This is a genomic window from Alcaligenes sp. RM2, from assembly GCF_052931795.1.
On the sequence record NZ_JBRFIO010000001.1, the window covers coordinates 29,398 to 46,765 of the forward strand.

The window sequence follows — 17,368 nt, forward strand, 5'->3', positions numbered from 1 at the left end:
GTGGCACCGATACGGTTGCCACCCTTGACGGTGTAGGGCCGACGACAAGGTCGACCCTGGGGCAAGGCGAGTTTGTGTCTTAAGCCATATAACTGCGCTGCATGGTTCCGGGGATGGTGTGCGAAAGAGGCTTTTCAACTTTGATTTCCGGTGTGTCGTTGCCTTGCAGGGCTTTGGATAACAAATTGGACAAGCGTTCGCGCACGTCTTGGGGCACATGACTAAATACGCCCGATAGCCACTCGATGTAATAGGGCAGCAGGTGCTCGCACAACTCTTGTCCGGCCTCGGTGAGTTTAACAGTGAGCACGCGGCGGTCCGAGGTATTGTTCTGGCGTACCAGCAATTGCTGCTGTTCCAGCCCGTCGAGCAGGCCGGTGATGGTGGCGCGGGTCACGCCAGCTTGTTCTGCCAATAGCGCGGGGCTCAGGCCAGAGGGTTGGCGGCTAAGCAAGAACAGCAGAACCAGACGTCCTTCGGACAGACCAAATTCGTTCAGAACAGAGCTGGAAGCGCGATTAATGCTGGAGGCCAGCGACAGAACGCGTAAACACAGTTCGATATCCTCGGTTTTAGGGTGGGCCTGGCGTTGGGATTCGCTCAGGATAGTTTGATATTTCAGATCGAGTAATTTCATAGTGCTGTGCCGTTAAGGAGTGCGCGGCAAAGAGCAGTAGTTATTTAGAAAGAATCAATAAAACCCAATAAAAACGGGTTTGCTTTCTTTTATTACTGAGCCGCTACTTTTAATGTGGAAATTTATCTTATTTTTTAATTCCATTTTTACTGATTTAAACATCTTTTATTGATTAGGAATTTTCATTTAGTAAAATAAGGTCAATTTTTTTCAGTATAAGCGGCTATGGGTTTACAGAATAGTCGTAAAGCCTGTGTATACTCTTTTGCCTTCCTTTTTTTCTCAAACTGCAAGGTTTCCGGACTTCCTATCCGGGCAGCATGGGATGATTTTTGATCCTGTGCTGTGAGTCTTATGGCTTGAACGCATCAAAATGATGCAAGCGCGCAACGCTCGTGTCCAAAGCGCCAGACTCTTGTTACAGACATGATGAGCGAGCTATATCGGAGATACACCGCTAAATTAAGCGAGTTTTCAACTGTCAGTCAGGAAGACAAGGCGGCCCAACTCAAGAAAAACCGCAAAACGACGTGCATGTGAGCGCTCGGCGTTTACAATGTTCAAAGCGCTTCCCGAGCTCGACGATGCCTTCAAAAAAGGCGGTTGGATCATTCACCCCGCTTGGCGGATTGCAATAGAGGCCCGTTTTTTACGGGCCTTTGCTTTCCGGAATTGGATACAAGCATTATCCAAAGCTTATTAGCGGTATTTGCCAGCATGTCCCCGAGCCCCTGCCAAGTTCGCAAGAAATGGTAGGGCTTTGTTCCGTTTGTAGTCCGGGATTGAGTATGAGGCGTATCAAAAAAGTCTTGCTATCGTTATTAAGGAAACGAAGGAATTATGAGTCAGTTCCGTATCGAACATGATTTGCTGGGAGACCGCCAAGTCCCCGATGAAGTCTATTATGGTGTTCATACCTTGCGTGCCAAGGAGAATTTCCACATTACCGGTACGCCTATTTCAACTTACCCGGAACTGATTAATGCTCTGGCGCTGGTCAAGCAGGCAGCTGCTCAGGCCAATTTCAAACTGGGTTTGCTGGAGCAGGATAAGCACGACGCCATTGTGGCTGCATGTCAGGCCGTACAAGCGGGCAAGTGCCATGAGCATTTTGTGGTAGACATGATTCAGGGCGGCGCAGGTACCTCGACCAATATGAATGCCAACGAGGTTATTTGTAACCTGGCCTTGGAACATATGGGGCACAAGCGCGGCGAGTACCAGTATCTTCACCCCAATGAAGATGTGAACATGGCCCAAAGCACCAACGATGTCTATCCAACGGCTTTGCACCTGGCTGCCTACCGTTCGCTGGACCCGCTGTTTGCCGCCATGGAACGTCTGCGCGACGCCTTCCTGAAAAAGTCCGAGGAATTCTCCTCGTACATGAAGATTGGCCGCACTCAGTTGCAAGATGCTGTGCCCATGACCCTGGGTCAGGAGTTCAACGCCTTTGCCACCATGATCAACGAAGACATCGTGCGTCTGAAAGAATCGCGCAAGCTGATGTGTGACGTGAATCTGGGCGGTACGGCTATTGGTACCGGCATTACGGCTCACCCTGAGTATGCTCAGCTGGCTGTGGCTGCCTTGTCCGATCTATCCGGTGTTCAACTGCGTGTCTCTGACGATTTGATCGAAGCCACTCAGGATTGCGGCGGTTTCCTGCACCTGTCGGGTGTGTTGAAGCGCGCTGCCGTCAAGCTGTCCAAGCTGTCCAACGACTTGCGTCTGCTCTCCAGTGGCCCTCGTGCTGGTATGGGTGAAATTTGTCTGCCCGCCGTGCAAGCTGGTTCGTCCATCATGCCCGGTAAAGTCAACCCCGTGATCCCTGAAGTGGTCAACCAGGTTGCCTTTGAAGTGATTGGTGCCGACATGACCGTGACCATGGCTGCTGAAGCCGGTCAGTTGCAGCTGAACGCGTTTGAGCCTGTGATTATTCACTCCCTGTTGCGTAGCATGGCTTTGTTGAGCAATGCTTGCGACACGCTGACCCAGTTCTGCGTGGTAGGTATCACTGCCAACCGTGAATGCCTGGAAAGCAATATCGAGCGTTCCATTTCCCTGGTCACCGCCTTGAACCCGTTCATCGGTTACAAAGCTGCTACCTCGGTTGCCGCCGAAGCCTTCCAGACAGGTACCAATATTCGTGACGTGGTTCTCAAGCGTGGTTTGATGGATGCCGAGACCCTGAATGACGTGTTGCGTGCCGAATCGCTGATCCAACCTCGTGATCTGCGTGCTGCTGACCCAGCCTGAACCAATCTGAACCAGGCCTGATTGGCCAGTCTTGGCCGACGCCGGTAACAGTTTGGGAAGCCTCCATTGTGGGGGCTTTTTTCTGTCCGCTCGATTCGTAAAGAGAGATACTGTCGCTTGTCTACAGGCAAGGAGCAGCGGGGGATGATGGAATCGGTTTACTGGGCGGTGGCTGTTGGCGCCATTGTGGCGGGTTTTGTGCAGGGTTTGTCGGGCTTTGCCTTTGGCATGGTGGCCATGTCCTGCTGGGCCTGGTTTCTGGAGCCTCAACTGGCTGCGGTGCTGGCGGTATGCGGTGCCTGGACAGGGCAGATGATTGCCGCCTTCACCCGGCGGCGTACCTCTTATTGGCAGATCCTGTTGCCAGTCTATAGGACTGATGATGCTGGCTGTGCTGATCCCTGTGCTGGCGGGCGCGCGCCTGTATGTGGGCATTAGCCAAAGCACGTTTCGGGCCATTGTTTTAAGTCTGCTGCCCCTGTCCGGCATTGCCATGCTGGTCTCGTCCGTGCCACAGCTGCTGGCGCGCTAGAGCAGGTGGTTGAAGCCTCTAGGGTAATGCTCTATATCGAAAAAAGGCCTGTTTACCTGATAATAAATGTCGGCGATGGGAATGCATTTCGGCTTCCCGCCCACTGGAGCAGAGCCTGTGAAGTTTCTGGGATTTCAATTGTTGTTTGGTGATCACTTGGCACGCAGTGTGCGTGGGGTATCCTGCGCGCCCCCCTGCAAGGCTTGAGCCCAAGTTTCAAGGCGTTTTTACGCCATCTTTGATTACCTGATTGCAACTGGAGTCTGCTATGACTGACTTGTTTGAAAATCCAATGGGCCTGATGGGCTTTGAGTTCATCGAATTTGCCGCTCCCCAGCCTGGTGTGATGGAACCTGTCTTCGAGATGATGGGGTTCACCAAAGTGGCGGTACACCGCTCCAAGAAAGTGTCCCTGTATCGCCAGGGCGAGATCAACCTGATCCTGAATGAAGAGCCCAAGAGCCACGCGGCTTACTTCGCCGCCGAGCATGGCCCTTCGGCCTGCGGCATGGCGTTCCGCGTGCGCGATGCGCAAAAGGCCTACGAGCGCGCGCTGGAACTGGGTGCCCAGCCTGTCGAGATTCCTACCGGACCGATGGAACTGCGTCTGCCTGCCATCAAGGGTATTGGTGGTGCCCCTCTGTACCTGATCGACCGTTTTGGTGAAGGCAACTCCATCTACGATATTGATTTCGTTTACCTGGACGGCGTGGATCGTCATCCCGTGGGCGCGGGCCTGAAAGAAATCGATCACCTGACCCATAACGTGTATCGCGGCCGCATGGCTTACTGGGCCCAGTTCTATGAGCACCTGTTCAACTTCCGTGAGATTCGCTACTTCGACATCAAGGGTGAATATACCGGCCTGACGTCCAAGGCCATGACCGCCCCCGATGGCAAAATCCGCATTCCCCTGAACGAGGAATCTGCCAAGGGCTCGGGCCAGATCGAAGAATTCCTGATGCAGTTCAATGGTGAAGGCATTCAGCACGTGGCTTTCCTGACCGACGATCTGATCGCCTCCTGGGACAAGCTCAAGGCCATGGGCATGCGCTTTATGACCGCACCGCCACAAACCTATTACGAGATGCTGGAAGGCCGCCTGCCTGCACACGGTGAACCCACCGCAGAACTGCAAAGCCGTGGCATTTTGCTGGACGGCACATCGGAAGGTGGCCACCGCCGTCTCTTGCTGCAGATTTTCTCTGAAACCTTGATGGGCCCCGTGTTCTTCGAGTTCATTCAGCGCAAGGGCGATGATGGTTTTGGTGAAGGCAACTTCAAGGCCTTGTTTGAATCCATCGAGCGCGATCAGTTGCGCCGTGGTGTCTTGCAGGCCGAGTAACAAGGTTCTGCGCCTGTGCTGGACGCACGGGTGCTGATCTGTCCCCACTGTTTGGCGATGGCAAACAGTGGGGATTTTTTTTTGGGCTGAATCTATATATTCAGTCCTGCTTGCCGCGTGGTGGCTGCAGGATTCTGAACAGCTCCAGCATCAGGTCAGATTGGGTAATCATGCCTACCAACTCTTTATGGTCATTGACCACAGGCATGTGACGGTGGCGGCCCTGGCTGAACAAGGGAATCAGCTCTGCCACCGACCAGTTTGCGTTGGCGGTAACGGCAGGCGCAGTCATGATCTCGGCTACTGTGGGGGCTGCACGCTGTCGGGGGCTCAAGAAGCGCTTGAGTCGCTGGCGCAGATTATCCGGCTGATCCAGTCCGGCGCGTTGCAAGAAGTCCGACAGGGCCAGGATACCAATCACGTGCTTGTTCTGATCCAGCACGGGCAAGGCCTTGATCTTGCGCTCGCGCATCATGTCCCAGGCCTGCTGCAAGGGCGTACTGACCAGGCAGGACAGAGGCGCATCATTCATCAGGGTGGAGCAGCGGCGTGTGCCCAGATTGCGTCGGAAGGCAGACTGGTGCACATAGCTGACCAGCTTTTCCAGATCATCGTGGCTGATGTTCAGAGTCTGGTTGTAGTGGCTTAAAGCCGCATCGTAATCCTGGTCCGTAAAGCGGGCTGGTGTGGCGGCCGGACGTGTTGCGGGTTTATGTACCGGCGGATAAGCCACACCGGTCAGGCGGTTGTACAGCATGCCCAGAAGGATCAGCACGCAGGAGTCAAACAGCACCGGAAACAGGACGAAGTCGTAGTTCTGAATACCATTCAGAGCGGGAAAGACCGCCATTGCCAGACTGGGCGGATGCACGCAGCGCAGGGCCAGCATGATGGGCATGGCAACGCAGACGGCCATCGTAATGGCAGCAATCGGATGAGGGAGCAGCACCGCGCAGGTAATGCCTGTGAGTGCGCCCACCAGATTGCCCAGCAATATGTTCCAGGGCTGTGCCAACGGGCTGCTTGGCACCAGAAAAATCAGCAAGGCGCTGGCAGCCAGGGACGCCACCAACCAATGATGCGTATGTGCAAAATCCGACAGGTACAGGCTAAGAGAGGAAACCAACAACACGCTAAGCGTGGCGCCTAGCGTGGCACGCAGCATTTCAGGGCGTGCAATGGCCAGCGACTTGGGGCGCAGGCTGTCAAACCAGTGACGAAGTAAAGCAGGCATACCCACCAGGGTGAAGAAGAAAGACAGCTTTAAATCATACTGCTAACTCTTCAATTCAGGGCTTAGCCCCTTGCTGGATACCGGGAATGATGGCGGGGCCTTTGCGCTCGGTGGCGATTTGTTGAGGCACGGCATCTACCGTAATCACAATGTGTTCGCGTTGCAGCGAATCCAGCAGCACACCCGGTGCCAGCTCCTGGCCAGGGCGATACGCACGTACCGGCTGTTGATTGATGCTGAGCAGGGCTGCCCCCGACTGGCCGCTTACGATCATGCCATGCAAACGCAACTCGGGCAGCGCGGTGCTGCCTCCAAACCACTGCGCAATTTGCTGCGTGCTGATCTGTTCGCGGTGGTCTTCTTCCAGTACCGGCGCAATGGTCCCATCCGAGGGCAGGAACAGGTTGATCAGCAAATTGATCAGGGCCAGAGCGATACCGGCCTGACACAGACGCAACCAAAGATGTGACGGAAATATGGCGGAAATAATACCCATTTAGACTGCATCGCATAGTGCTTTGGCAGACGGCCGAGATGGCTGTCTTAAGGGCTCTTAGTGTGCGTGTGCTGCATGAAGCCCGTATGACAAGAGCTTGGGTTTTTTTGGGTAGCTTATTTCCTTCATGTCTCGATCTACTTTATCTCGCCGTCCGGCACGCCGTTTGGCCGGCTCTGTTCAGTCCCGCGCTCAACAAGGTTTTTCTCTGATTGAGGTCATGGTGGTGGTGGTCATCATGGGCATTATGGCCGCCCTGGTCGTCCCCAGTCTGATGGACCGTCCCGATCAGGCACGTGCCGTCGCCGCTCGTCAGGACATTGCTGCCCTGACACAGGCCCTGAAGCTGTACCGCCTGGATAACGGCCGTTACCCCAGTACCGCTCAAGGTCTGGCGGCACTGCACCAGCGTCCCACCCAGCCTCCCGAGCCACGCAACTGGCGTCCTTATATGGACCGCCTGCCCAACGACCCTTGGGGCAATCCGTACCAGTATCTGCAACCCGGCGTTCATGGCGAGATTGATGTGTTCTCGCTGGGGGCGGATGGGCAGGCCGGTGGGTCGGGCAGTGATGCCGATATAGGCAATTGGGACTGATGTGGCTCAGCGGGGCTTTTCCTTGATCGAGACCCTGGTGGTCTTGCTGATCGTGGGCATTGTCAGCAGCGCGGGTTTAAGCGTGCTGGTGCTGGACCGGGATCACGGAATACAGCGAGAAGCCCGTCAACTGGCTCTGCGTCTGGCCGAGCTGCAAAGCTATGTGCGTGAAAGCGGGCGTAGCGTCGCCTGGAGTGCGGATCAGCAGGGCTATCGCTTCAGCTTGATCCCGGACGCTACGGATGGTGCCAGCCCCACTCCGGGCTGGCTGCGCGATCAGGCCCGTTTTGCCCAATTGTTTCCCCAACGATCCTGGACTTTGGAATCAGTGCGTGTGCGCCTGGAGCCGGCGGGACCGTGGGTTTTTGTGAATGAATGGTTGTCCGCGCCGCGTCAGCTGGAGCTGGATGATGGTCACGAGGTCCTGCATTTACGCAGCGACCCGACGGGCCGTTTTGATGTGCAGTCATGACAGAGCGTGGCATGAGTTTGATTGAAGTATTGATTGCGCTGGCGATCGTCTCGGTGGCCTTGACCGCCGGATTGCGCGCACTGGGCCTTAGCGCCTCTGGTAGCCAGGCCATGCATGAACGCAGCCTGGCTCTGTTGGCAGCCGATGGTGTGGTGGCCGAGATGCGGCTGCGCCGCCTGTTTCCCGATCCGGGTGAAACCGTTGTGCCTTGTCGTCAGGGGGCCTTGAACTTGCAGTGCAAGCAAACCGTGCAGGCCACGGCCAATCGCTTCTTTCGTCAGGTAACGGTACAAGCTTTCTTGCCCCAAGGCCCCGTGCTGGCCGAGTTGCACGCGACCTTGGCGTCCTTGCCATGACAGACGCGAGCCAGGAAGGCTTCACTTTGGTGGAAATGTTGGTTGCCCTGACCATCATGGCCTTGATCAGCCTGATGTCCTGGCGTGGCCTGGATGCGGTCTTGCACGCGGATGAGCAGCTTGGCCGACAGGCGCGCCAGACCCAGGCCTTGTTCAATGTCTTGTCCCAAATGGGCCGGGATCTGGAGTTGCATCTGCCCACCGCACCAGGTCCCGCGGATCCGACGGGGGCGATGGCGGTATTGCCAGCCAGTATTCGCTGGCAAGCCAAGGGCGAAGGCCCGGCCATCCTGATGATTGAACGTCGCGCCGAAGCCGGAGCGGGAACCCAGCAGATTCAATGGCGTTTGCAGCAAGGCGTGTTGCAACGGGCTATTGCCCAGGCAGGAACGGTTTACCCCTTGCCCGAGTTGGGCCCTTTGCAAGATGTGCTGGAGCAGGTCACCGCCTGGAACTTGCGTATCTGGATTCCGGCGCGTGGCTGGCAAAGCTGGCCGTGGCCCGATCAAGCCAGGGCAGCCGCTACAGGCATAGAACTGACAGTGCAGTTGGAAGGGCAGGAGCACCCGTATCGCAAAGTGGTGATGCTGCTATGAATCGGGCATCTCAACAAGGCATGGCGGTGATCAATGCGCTGGTGGTCGTGATGGCGGTGTCCATTGCCACCATGGGCATCGTCCAGCGTCAAAGTGGGCTGGCAACCCAGTTGGCCAGCGAGCGCGATTACATGCAGGCCAACTGGTTGCTGCGCGGTGCGCTGGATTGGGCTGTGCTGGTCTTGCGTCTGGACTCGCAGCGCTCGGCTGTGACGCACAAAGGTGGACTGTGGGCACAGGCCCTGAGCGAGCTGAAGATAGAGACTCCGGACAAGACCCGTGCGGCTTACTTCTCCGGCTATATCCAGGATGAGCAGGGCAAATTCAATCTGGCTTTATTGCTGCGCGATGGTCGCATTCAGGCCCGCTATGTACAGGCATTGGAACAATTGCTGGGCAATGTGCAGCAGGAACCCTCTTTGGCTTTGGAGCTGGCCCAGCGATTGGAGCGGGCACAGGCCGGGCAAGCGCCTTGGCCCTCTCATTTGCAGGACTTCTTTCCCAATGCAGAGCAACAGGCCAAGCAACTGGAGCCATATCTGAGCTATTTGCCGCAAGCCAAATCCGTGAATGTGAATACCGCCAGTGCCCAGGTGCTGGCGGCAGTGCAGCCTTCCGTCAGCCTGGTGGAATGGCGTGGCCTCTTGGAGCAGCGCGACCGGGGCCAGTGGTTTCGGGATCAGGCCGATGTGCAGGCCCGCCTCCAACGTCAGGAGGCGCTGAAGGGGCAAACGCTGAGCGTGCGCAGTGAATGGTTTTTATTAAGTGGCGAGTTACGACTTGACCATAGCCGGGTGGCGACCCAGGCCCTGATCAACAGGGCCGCGGACCGCAGCCGGATTGTCTGGATTCGTTGAAGTGATGAGCAAAGTGCTGCGTATTTATTTGGACTCTCCGCCAAGGCTGGATCAGCCGGTGGACTTTGTGCTGCGGGACAAGCGCGCCAGGGTATTGCGCCGTGGGCGGGGAGAGGTGCAGGAGTTCAAGGGCCTGGCCCGCTCTTTGGAACTGGTCCTGCCTGCAGGGATGGCGACGGTGACGGAAGCGCGTATTCCCTCGGTCAGCGCCTCGCGGCGGCAGGCTGTGGCGAGTAGTGCGGTCGAGCCTATGTGCTTGAGTCCTATCGAACAGGTGTGGGTGGCCTGTTCGGCACCGGGGCCGTCCGGGATGAGTCAATTGGCCTGGACGGAGCGCCAGCCTTTGCTGGCTTTGGGGGAGCAGGCGCGTCAGTTGGGACTGCCGTTGAGCGGGGTTTATGCCTGGTCCGATGGCCATGAGCAAGACAGGCAGGGCCAGGGCCAAACCTTGACCGTACCCGCCTGCTCCTTGCTGATGCCGGAGATGGCCGCCAGTGGCGGAAACAGCGTGCTACGACAAAGCCTGTGGTGGACTTTGGCCGCCATCTTGAGCTGGACCTTGGTCTTGCAGCAGCAGGCGCAATCGTTGCGATCCCAGATGAAACAGGTACAGACCCAGATGGAGCAGGCGGTTCGGCAAGCCTTGCCACACCTGCCCGTTATCGTCGCGCCCTTGACGCAGGCCAGACAGCATCGTGATGGTTTGCTGACCGAGAAAAGCCCGGCCTCGGCTCCCTTTGATCGTTTATTGATGGCCAGCGCCGTGCAGTGGCCTGCTTTGCAAGGACAGGTGCGGGCATTGAGTTTCAAAGATCAGCAATTGCATTTGACGCTGGCTAGCGAACTGGCCGCGCAGCCTTTGCCGGCTGAATCGGATCTGGAGTGGAAGCAGGGCGAGTCTGCCCGCCAATGGGAAATTGGTTTCAGCAAAGCAGCGCAAGCAGCCAGCCAGCAGGGGGCGCCGCAATGAGCAAATTCACCGCACTCCAGCCTGTATGGCTGACCGTACAAAGCAAGCTCGCCCTGGCAAGACAGTACTGGCAAGCCTTGGGCCGTCGGGATCAATTGGCCTTGTCGGTATTGGGCGCTTTGCTGGTTTTGATGTTTCTGTGGTTGTTGCTCTTACGTCCTGCCATTCGTGATCTGGCCTTGGCAAAACAGGAGCTGCCTCGTCTGCAATACGAGATGGCGCAACTGCAAACCGTGCTGTCGCAAATTCAGGTTCTGGATAAAGAGCTGGTCGCGCCTGTGGATGGACAAGGGCAAGACAAGGCGTTGCAGCGCAGCTTGCAGACCTTGGGTACCCAGTGTCAGACAGAGCAGTCACAGGCCGAGCAACGTGTTCTGGTCTGCCAGGCCGTGGCCGCTCCTGCCTTGATAGATTGGCTGATGCACGCCCCTCGCGTGCTGGGCTTTGCCGTGCAGGAAGTCAGCATGAGTCGCTCTGTGGTCGATAGCCGTGAACGCGCCGGTCTGCTGGATGGCCGCATTGTGCTGCGTGCAGGAGAGCCTTCATGAAAAAGCTGACCAAGATCATGGGGTGGGTTTTGCTGGCGCTGTCTCTGCTGCTGGCCGCCGTGCCCTTTCTGCCTGCCCGCATGATGCTGGCCTGGCAGCCCGAGCAGTTGCCGCTACGGCTGGAAACCGCCCATGGCAGCCTGGCCTCCGGTCAAGGCTTGCTGGTAGTGGGTTCGGGTCTGTTGGCCCGCACCGTTCCTGGTCCTGTCAGCTGGCGTTGGCGTTTGGCACCCTGGCCGCAAATGGAGTTGAGCCATGGCTGGTTGGATCAGCCTGTGCGCCTGCAGGCCAGCCTGCAAGGTTGGCGTATTTCGGGCCAAAGCCTGACCGCTCCCGCCGCGCTGTTAGGACGTTTACATCCTTTGTTGCAGACCGTGCAACCGCAAGGGCAATTGCAGCTGCGCTGGCCCAGTCAGGCTCTGGCCGCTGAAACCGGGCCGTTGCTGGAACTGGATTGGCGTAATGCACGCTCCGCGCTGGCAGCCCAGGCCGAGCTGGGTGATTACCAATTGGCAGTCAGCCGCAAGGGTCAGGGCGTGCAGTTAAGCCTGCGTACCTTGGCGGGGGATTTGACCTTGGCAGGTCAAGGTCAGTGGGGGCCGGATGGTGGGCTGTTTGAAGGACGCGCCCAAGCCAAACAAGCCGACGATCAACGATTCAAAGAGTTACTGGAGGCCTTGGGGCCTCAGCGTCAGGGTGTGACCCAATGGCAAATAGCCACAACGACTAGCAAGCAGGAATAACGATATTTTGACTATGAGTACCTTGACTAAACGACCTCATGGGCTGCGGCCTCGCTTCCTTTTAAGCCTGGGTGCAGCCGTGCTGTTGAGCGCCTGTGCGAGCAATGGTCAGAAGCCTGAACCCGGCCCCGATCCTTCTTCGTTTTTTGCCTCGGTAGGCAAGACGCCTGTTCGTAGCACTCAGGCTGACCCGCGCTTTGCCAATAGCAATACGTCGCCTCCGGCTGTGACGCGTCGGGTCCCGCAGCGTGTCGGGGGCAGTGCTGCTCCGATCGACTTGCCCGATCCGGCCGAGTTCCCGCAAGGCAACGACATCACACTGAATTTTGTGGATGCCGAGCTGGATGGGGTTGTAGCTGCCTTGGCCCGTTTTACCGGCCAGAACTTCATCGTGGACCCTCGCGTAAAAGGACAGCTGACTTTGGTGTCCGAAGTACCGGTCGATGCCCGTACCGCCTACGAGATGCTGTTGTCTGCCCTGCGCATGCAAGGGTTTGCCGTGTTGCGTAGTGGCAAGGTCAGTCGGGTGGTCCCTGAAGCTGAAGCGCGCCAGCAGGGCGGTGCAGTGCGGGCGGCCGGTACCGGGGCCAGTGGCAGCGGCGAGCTGGAAACGAGGGTGTTTACCTTGCGTTATGAAAATGCGACCGCCTTGGTTCCGGTGCTGCGGCCGATGATTTCGCCCAATAATCCCATCAATGCCTACCCGTCCAACAACACGCTGGTGGTGACCGATTACGGTGACAATCTGGACCGCATCGCTCAGGTCATTGCGGGGATCGATACCCCCGCAGGCTTGAACACGGACATTATCCCGATTGACTACGGCGTGGCCCTGGATGTGGCAGCCCTGGCCTCGCAAATGCTCGATACGCCCGGCAACGATGTGGCGCAGCGCATTACGGTGGTGGCCGACCCGCGCAGCAACTCGGTTCTGGTGCGGGCAGGCAGTCCGGCCCGGCTGGATCTGGCCCGTGACCTGATCCGGCGTATTGACAGCCCGGAAAGCAATAAAGGCAATTTGCATGTGGTCTATCTGCGCAATGCTCAGGCGGTGCAGCTGGCTGAAGTGCTGCGGGGGGCCTTGACTGGGCAAGCGCCTTCGGGGAACGCGAGTACCGGGAATCAACAGGCGAACAGCAATAGCCTGGCACCCGCCGCCAACGCCAGCACCACCGGCGGTGCCAAAGCCATGGACACGTCGGCCACCGCCAAGCAGCAGCCTCAGGCCGAGATGGGTTTGAGCGCCGCAAACAATGCTAGCGGCACCGTGGCCTTTAGCGCTGGCGGTGCCACTGTGCAGGCTGATCCATCCACGAATACGCTGATCATTTCGGCCCCTGATCCGGTTTACCGCAGCTTGCGTGAAGTGATCGATCAACTGGATCAACGTCGCGCTCAAGTGCTGGTCGAGAGCCTGATTGTGGAGGTGAATGCGGAGAATGCGGCCGAGTTTGGCATCCAGTGGATGACAGGCGGTGGCAATATTGCCGATGGAGGTTCAGGTTTTGTCGGGGGCGCCAATCTGGGCGGCAGCGGGATTAACAAGGCCGGGGTGACCACGCTGGATTCTTTGGCGGCGGGTTTAAGTCTGGGCGTGGTCAAAGGCACGGTGAACGTGCTGGGCCAGCAGATTGTCAATCTGGGCGTCCTGGCCCGGGCGATGGAGCGCCAGGGCGGCATCAATATTCTGTCCACACCCAACCTGATGACGCTCGATAACGAAGAAGCCAGCATCATGGTGGGCCGTACCGTGCCCTTTGTGACGGGGCAGTACACGACCACGGGTGATGGGGCCAGTAATCCCTTTCAGACCATTCAGCGCGAGGATGTGGGCCTGACCCTGAAAGTGCGTCCGCAGATTTCCGAAGGTGGGACCGTCAAGATGGCTCTGTACCAGGAGGTCAGCAGCCTGGACCCTACTACGTCGGTATCGCCCAGCGCGCCTGTCACGCGTAAACGTGCGCTTAGTACCAATGTTCTGGTCGATGATGGGCAGATTATTGTGCTGGGCGGCTTATTGGAAGACTCGATTGAGGATGGTCAGCAATCGGTTCCCTTGCTGGGCGATATTCCGTTGGTGGGCAACCTCTTCAAATACGAGAAACGCAAGCGTACCAAAACCAATTTGATGGTGTTCCTGCGCCCTCATATTGTGCGTAATGCCCAAGATAGCCAAAGCCTGTCTTTGGACCGCTACAACTACATGCGTGCCGTGCAGACAGGCTTGCCCGATCGCTCCACCTGGTTCCACCCGGATGCGGGACACATGGTGTTGCCACAGGCCGCAGGCTCGTCCGGAGCCGTGGACCTGCGAGAGACGCTATGACCCGCCTGCCGTACTCCTGGGCACGTCAGCACCGTGCGGTGCTGACGCAGCAGCAAGGCGTGGGCACGCTGGTGATTAGCGAGCGTACACCGGATTGGGCCTTGGTGGAATTGCGGCGACGCTATCCCGAGCTGGACGAGCGGCAAGTTCCGGATGCGGAGCTGGATACCCTGATTGATGCCAGTTACGCACAGGGCGACGATGCCGCCAGCGTGGTGGATGCGGCTGCCAATGAGGTGGACCTGGATCGCCTGATGCAGGAACTGCCCGCTGTCACCGACTTGCTGGAAAATCAGGACGATGCGCCGGTCATCCGCATGATCAACGCCTTGTTCACCCAGGCGGTGCGGGACGGTGCCAGTGATATACACCTGGAGCCTTATGAAACCCATTCGGTCGTGCGTTACCGGGTGGACGGCCGTTTGCGCGATATCGTCAGCCCGCGTCGAGCCTTGCATGGTGCTTTGGTGTCCCGCATCAAGATTATGGCCAGCCTGGATATTGCCGAAAAACGCCTGCCCCAAGATGGCCGTATTGCCCTGAAAGTGGGGGGCAGGGCCTTGGACCTGCGTGTCTCGATTCTGCCTACCGGACATGGCGAACGTGCCGTGATGCGTTTGCTGGACAAGTCAGCCGGGCAACTGGAGCTGGAGCGTCTGGGCATGGCCCCGGACATCCTGGCTCAGCTCGATGAGCTGATTCATCAACCACACGGCATTGTGCTGGTTACCGGGCCTACCGGCAGCGGTAAAACCACCACCTTGTATGCCGCTCTGGGCCGTGTCGATACAGCCCGCAGCAATGTGCTGACGGTGGAAGATCCGATTGAATATGACTTGCCCGGCGTAGGCCAGACGCAGGTCAATCCCCGTATTGAGTTGAGCTTTGCACGTGCCTTGCGTGCCATATTGCGACAGGACCCGGACATCATCATGATCGGGGAAATTCGGGATCTGGAAACCGCGCAGATTGCGGTGCAGGCTTCTTTGACAGGTCACCTGGTGCTGGCCACCTTGCACACCAACGATGCCGTGTCCGCCGCGACTCGCTTGGTCGATATGGGTGTGGAGCCTTTTTTGCTGGCGTCTACCTTGCGTGGCGTGCTGGCCCAGCGGCTGATACGCAAGCTGTGCCGACATTGTCGTCAGCCTGCCGAGCACGGGCAGTATCGGGCCAGTCCTGCTGGTTGCGAGCATTGCGCTCACACGGGTTATCAAGGCCGTACCGGGATTCACGAGCTGTATCGCATCGATGAACGTGCCCAGCACTTGTTGAATGCTGCCGGAGCCGAACCTGCCTTGCGTCAGGCCGCGCGTGAATCGGGTATGCGTAGTTTGCGCGAGGATGCCCAGCGTTGGGTAGAGCAGGGCATCAGTACCCCTGAAGAAGTATTGCGCGTCACGCGCGAGTTATAAGGGGGCGAAAGAGCATGGGTACTTATCATTATGAGGCGGTGGACCAGGCCGGACGCAGCGAGCGGGGTGTGCTGGAGGCCGAGAGCGAACGGCTGGCGCGTCAGCAATTACTGTCCCGGGGTCTGCTGACAGTTTCCCTGAAGGCGGGCCGTAGCCGAGCCGCTGCCCGTGCTCGCAGTGCGGGCCTGCGTCGTACCGAGTTATCCTGGCTGACCCGACAGTTAGCCAGTCTGGTGGCGGCGGGCTTGTCTCTGGAGGCCAGCCTGGGCGTGGTGATTGAGCAGGCGACTCGTCGGCCTTTGGTGCAATTGCTGGCAGCCCTGCGTGCGGATATTCGGGCAGGACAAAGCTTGAGTGAAGCCTTGGCGAATCATCCGCGCGACTTCCCTGAGATCTACCGAGCATTGGTGCGGGCAGGGGAGCAGTCTGGCGAGCTGGAACAAGTGCTGGACCGTCTGGCGAGTTTCATTGAGGACAGTGGAGCCTTGCGCGGCAAGGTGCTGACGGCTTTTATCTACCCAGCCATCGTCAGCCTGATTTCCGTGGCGATGGTGGTGTTTTTGCTGAGCTACGTCGTCCCGCAAGTGGTCGGTGCTTTCACCCAAGCCAAACAGCAACTGCCCATGCTGACTCGGGTCATGATCAGCGCCAGTGATTTGCTGCGTGAATGGGGCCTGGTGTTATTTGTTGTGCTCTTGCTGGCGGCTGGCCTGGTGGCTTTTTTGCTGCGACAGCCGGCCTTGAAGCTGGCCTTTCATCGGCGTCTGTTAAGCGTGCCTGTTCTGGGAGGCTACTTGCTGGGCGTGGATACCGCTCGCTTCGCTGCCACGTTAGCTATTCTGGCTGGCAGCAATGTGGCCTTGCTAACGGCATTGGAAGCGGCCGGGCGTACTGTGTCCAATCTGGCCTTGCGCGGTGCCGTGAATCAGGCCGCCATCCATGTGCGTGAGGGTCTGCCTTTGGCGACCGCCTTGCAGCGTAGTGCCTTGTTCCCGCCGCTGTTAGTCCAACTGATTGCCAGCGGTGAAAAAACCGGTGAGCTGGCGCCCATGCTGGATCGGGCTGCGACGACCTTATCAACCGAGCTGGAGCGCAAAGCCCTGACCATGACCGCCTTGCTGGAACCTTTGATGATTTTGCTGATGGGCGGTTTGGTGCTGTTGATTGTTCTGGCAGTGATGCTGCCAATTATCGAGATGAATCAGCTGGTGCAGTAAAAGGCGGTAGGGTGCTTGCCCTGTTCCTCTACAGATCATTGCCGCCACCTAGTTGTCTGGCGGCAATGCTGACTAATACTTAAGTCACTTGCGTTGAGCCAGCTATGTCGAGGCCGTGGCCTTGATGCGGCGGATTGTCCTGGGATGCACGTCATATTTTTTGGCAACGATGTCCAGCGGAACTTGATTGGTCAGCGCAATAAGTGCTTCTTTGTGTTGGGCGGGTGATAAGGCAGGGCGTCTGCCTAGTGGCCTGCCATTGGCACGCGCTGCTGCCATTCCTGCGCGAGTGCGTTCGCTAATCAGCGAGCGTTCAAACTCAGCCAGGGCGGCCATCATATGAAACAGCAATCTACCACCCGATGTTGTCGTGTCTATATTTTCCGTCAAGGAAATGAAATGGATATTCTCTTTGCCTAAACGATCGATCGTGTCGACCAAATAGCGTAGTGATCGGCCCAGCCTATCCAGACGCCAGACAATAAGCGTGTCACCCGATTTCAGTTTTCGCTGCAGATGATTCAATCCTGGACGTGTTGCTTTAGCCCCTGATATCCCTCTATCCGTATAGATATGATCACAATTCACCTTTTGTAAAGCCGCGATCTGTAGGTCCAGGTTTTGATCCTGTGTTGAAACGCGTGCATATCCATATTTCTTACTCATAGTACCCATCTTCCTAGCGCAAAGCGCAGCCTCCCCCCTCCCACTCGACCACATCTCAGTGCAATCGATGTTAGTAAACCCAAGATGGTCCAGTGGAATGT

The 17,368-nt window shown here is 57.7% G+C and carries 18 protein-coding genes; 14 read left to right on the top strand and 4 right to left on the bottom strand.

Annotation, left to right across the window (positions count from 1 at the left end):
• Positions 1–79 precede the first annotated feature (79 nt).
• Entirely contained in the window at positions 80–637 is a 558-nt protein-coding gene (locus ACU6HM_RS00175; protein ID WP_021446953.1) for a MarR family winged helix-turn-helix transcriptional regulator, read from the bottom strand.
• Between the two features lie 840 nt (positions 638–1,477).
• On the opposite strand from ACU6HM_RS00175, the gene aspA reads away from it, so the two are divergent.
• From aspA to hppD, 3 genes are all read left to right on the top strand, one after another.
• Positions 1,478–2,896: an aspartate ammonia-lyase gene (aspA, locus tag ACU6HM_RS00180; RefSeq protein ID WP_009460082.1), complete on the top strand. Its 1,419-nt coding sequence runs from the start codon at positions 1,478–1,480 to the stop codon at positions 2,894–2,896.
• A gap of 144 nt (positions 2,897–3,040) precedes the next feature.
• Entirely contained in the window at positions 3,041–3,334 is a 294-nt protein-coding gene (locus tag ACU6HM_RS00185; RefSeq protein ID WP_439108644.1) for a hypothetical protein, read from the top strand.
• Between the two features lie 362 nt (positions 3,335–3,696).
• Positions 3,697–4,773 carry a 4-hydroxyphenylpyruvate dioxygenase gene (gene hppD, locus ACU6HM_RS00190; protein WP_369327095.1) on the top strand — a complete coding sequence of 359 codons (1,077 nt, stop codon included), beginning with the start codon at positions 3,697–3,699 and terminating at the stop codon, positions 4,771–4,773.
• A gap of 100 nt (positions 4,774–4,873) precedes the next feature.
• On the opposite strand, the gene ACU6HM_RS00195 is transcribed toward hppD, so the two are convergent.
• The gene (locus tag ACU6HM_RS00195; protein ID WP_009460080.1) at positions 4,874–6,007 is read right to left on the bottom strand and encodes an HPP family protein; all 1,134 of its coding nucleotides are present in this window, start codon (positions 6,005–6,007) and stop codon (positions 4,874–4,876) included.
• A 55-nt stretch (positions 6,008–6,062) separates the two neighbouring features.
• On the bottom strand, positions 6,063–6,503 hold the full coding sequence (locus ACU6HM_RS00200; RefSeq protein WP_009460079.1) for a hypothetical protein: 441 nt from the start codon (positions 6,501–6,503) through the stop codon (positions 6,063–6,065).
• Positions 6,504–6,630: 127 nt separating this feature from the next.
• Here ACU6HM_RS00200 and gspG point away from each other — a divergent pair, with 127 nt between their 5' ends.
• Genes gspG through gspF form a run of 11 tightly spaced genes read left to right on the top strand, consistent with a single transcriptional unit; the run spans position 6,631 to position 16,601 of the window.
• Complete coding sequence (gene gspG / locus ACU6HM_RS00205; RefSeq protein ID WP_021446951.1) at positions 6,631–7,101, top strand: type II secretion system major pseudopilin GspG; 471 nt, start codon at positions 6,631–6,633, stop codon at positions 7,099–7,101.
• 1 nt (position 7,102) lies between these two features.
• Positions 7,103–7,573, top strand: coding sequence for a prepilin-type N-terminal cleavage/methylation domain-containing protein (locus ACU6HM_RS00210; RefSeq protein ID WP_009460076.1), 471 nt, complete (start codon positions 7,103–7,105; stop codon positions 7,571–7,573).
• The gene (gene gspI, locus ACU6HM_RS00215) at positions 7,570–7,929 is read left to right on the top strand and encodes a type II secretion system minor pseudopilin GspI (RefSeq protein WP_336971101.1); all 360 of its coding nucleotides are present in this window, start codon (positions 7,570–7,572) and stop codon (positions 7,927–7,929) included. The genes ACU6HM_RS00210 and gspI overlap by 4 nt, the downstream gene beginning before the upstream one ends.
• Complete coding sequence (locus tag ACU6HM_RS00220; RefSeq protein WP_446763216.1) at positions 7,926–8,525, top strand: PulJ/GspJ family protein; 600 nt, start codon at positions 7,926–7,928, stop codon at positions 8,523–8,525. The genes gspI and ACU6HM_RS00220 overlap by 4 nt, the downstream gene beginning before the upstream one ends.
• Positions 8,522–9,382 (top strand): type II secretion system minor pseudopilin GspK, encoded by an 861-nt coding sequence (gspK, locus tag ACU6HM_RS00225; protein ID WP_336971104.1) that lies wholly within the window; start codon positions 8,522–8,524, stop codon positions 9,380–9,382. The genes ACU6HM_RS00220 and gspK overlap by 4 nt, the downstream gene beginning before the upstream one ends.
• Positions 9,366–10,352 carry a GspL/Epsl periplasmic domain-containing protein gene (locus ACU6HM_RS00230; protein WP_235484282.1) on the top strand — a complete coding sequence of 329 codons (987 nt, stop codon included), beginning with the start codon at positions 9,366–9,368 and terminating at the stop codon, positions 10,350–10,352. Before gspK ends, ACU6HM_RS00230 begins: the two co-directional genes overlap by 17 nt.
• Entirely contained in the window at positions 10,349–10,900 is a 552-nt protein-coding gene (gene gspM, locus ACU6HM_RS00235) for a type II secretion system protein GspM (RefSeq protein ID WP_021446949.1), read from the top strand. Before ACU6HM_RS00230 ends, gspM begins: the two co-directional genes overlap by 4 nt.
• Positions 10,897–11,643, top strand: coding sequence for a type II secretion system protein N (gene gspN / locus ACU6HM_RS00240; RefSeq protein ID WP_009460064.1), 747 nt, complete (start codon positions 10,897–10,899; stop codon positions 11,641–11,643). Before gspM ends, gspN begins: the two co-directional genes overlap by 4 nt.
• Positions 11,644–11,656: 13 nt before the next feature.
• Positions 11,657–13,969 carry a type II secretion system secretin GspD gene (gene gspD, locus ACU6HM_RS00245; RefSeq protein WP_254498906.1) on the top strand — a complete coding sequence of 771 codons (2,313 nt, stop codon included), beginning with the start codon at positions 11,657–11,659 and terminating at the stop codon, positions 13,967–13,969.
• The gene (gene gspE, locus ACU6HM_RS00250; protein WP_009459386.1) at positions 13,966–15,384 is read left to right on the top strand and encodes a type II secretion system ATPase GspE; all 1,419 of its coding nucleotides are present in this window, start codon (positions 13,966–13,968) and stop codon (positions 15,382–15,384) included. Before gspD ends, gspE begins: the two co-directional genes overlap by 4 nt.
• 14 nt (positions 15,385–15,398) lie before the next feature.
• A complete protein-coding gene (gene gspF / locus ACU6HM_RS00255; RefSeq protein WP_021446947.1) occupies positions 15,399–16,601 on the top strand; it encodes a type II secretion system inner membrane protein GspF in 1,203 nt (400 codons plus the stop codon).
• A 102-nt stretch (positions 16,602–16,703) separates the two neighbouring features.
• On the opposite strand, the gene ACU6HM_RS00260 is transcribed toward gspF, so the two are convergent.
• Entirely contained in the window at positions 16,704–17,267 is a 564-nt protein-coding gene (locus ACU6HM_RS00260; RefSeq protein WP_128831655.1) for a recombinase family protein, read from the bottom strand.
• Positions 17,268–17,368 lie beyond the last annotated feature (101 nt).

Coding starts and splice junctions, on each gene's coding strand:
- aspA (WP_009460082.1), top strand. CDS start 1,478: ATGAGTCAGTTCCGTATCGAACATGATTTGCTGGGAGACCGCCAAGTC.
- ACU6HM_RS00185 (WP_439108644.1), top strand. CDS start 3,041: ATGATGGAATCGGTTTACTGGGCGGTGGCTGTTGGCGCCATTGTGGCG.
- gspM (WP_021446949.1), top strand. CDS start 10,349: ATGAGCAAATTCACCGCACTCCAGCCTGTATGGCTGACCGTACAAAGC.
- ACU6HM_RS00175 (WP_021446953.1), bottom strand. CDS start 637: ATGAAATTACTCGATCTGAAATATCAAACTATCCTGAGCGAATCCCAA.
- gspE (WP_009459386.1), top strand. CDS start 13,966: ATGACCCGCCTGCCGTACTCCTGGGCACGTCAGCACCGTGCGGTGCTG.
- gspN (WP_009460064.1), top strand. CDS start 10,897: ATGAAAAAGCTGACCAAGATCATGGGGTGGGTTTTGCTGGCGCTGTCT.
- gspI (WP_336971101.1), top strand. CDS start 7,570: ATGACAGAGCGTGGCATGAGTTTGATTGAAGTATTGATTGCGCTGGCG.
- gspF (WP_021446947.1), top strand. CDS start 15,399: ATGGGTACTTATCATTATGAGGCGGTGGACCAGGCCGGACGCAGCGAG.
- ACU6HM_RS00260 (WP_128831655.1), bottom strand. CDS start 17,267: ATGAGTAAGAAATATGGATATGCACGCGTTTCAACACAGGATCAAAAC.
- hppD (WP_369327095.1), top strand. CDS start 3,697: ATGACTGACTTGTTTGAAAATCCAATGGGCCTGATGGGCTTTGAGTTC.
- ACU6HM_RS00195 (WP_009460080.1), bottom strand. CDS start 6,007: ATGCCTGCTTTACTTCGTCACTGGTTTGACAGCCTGCGCCCCAAGTCG.
- gspD (WP_254498906.1), top strand. CDS start 11,657: ATGAGTACCTTGACTAAACGACCTCATGGGCTGCGGCCTCGCTTCCTT.
- gspG (WP_021446951.1), top strand. CDS start 6,631: ATGTCTCGATCTACTTTATCTCGCCGTCCGGCACGCCGTTTGGCCGGC.
- ACU6HM_RS00220 (WP_446763216.1), top strand. CDS start 7,926: ATGACAGACGCGAGCCAGGAAGGCTTCACTTTGGTGGAAATGTTGGTT.
- gspK (WP_336971104.1), top strand. CDS start 8,522: ATGAATCGGGCATCTCAACAAGGCATGGCGGTGATCAATGCGCTGGTG.
- ACU6HM_RS00200 (WP_009460079.1), bottom strand. CDS start 6,503: ATGGGTATTATTTCCGCCATATTTCCGTCACATCTTTGGTTGCGTCTG.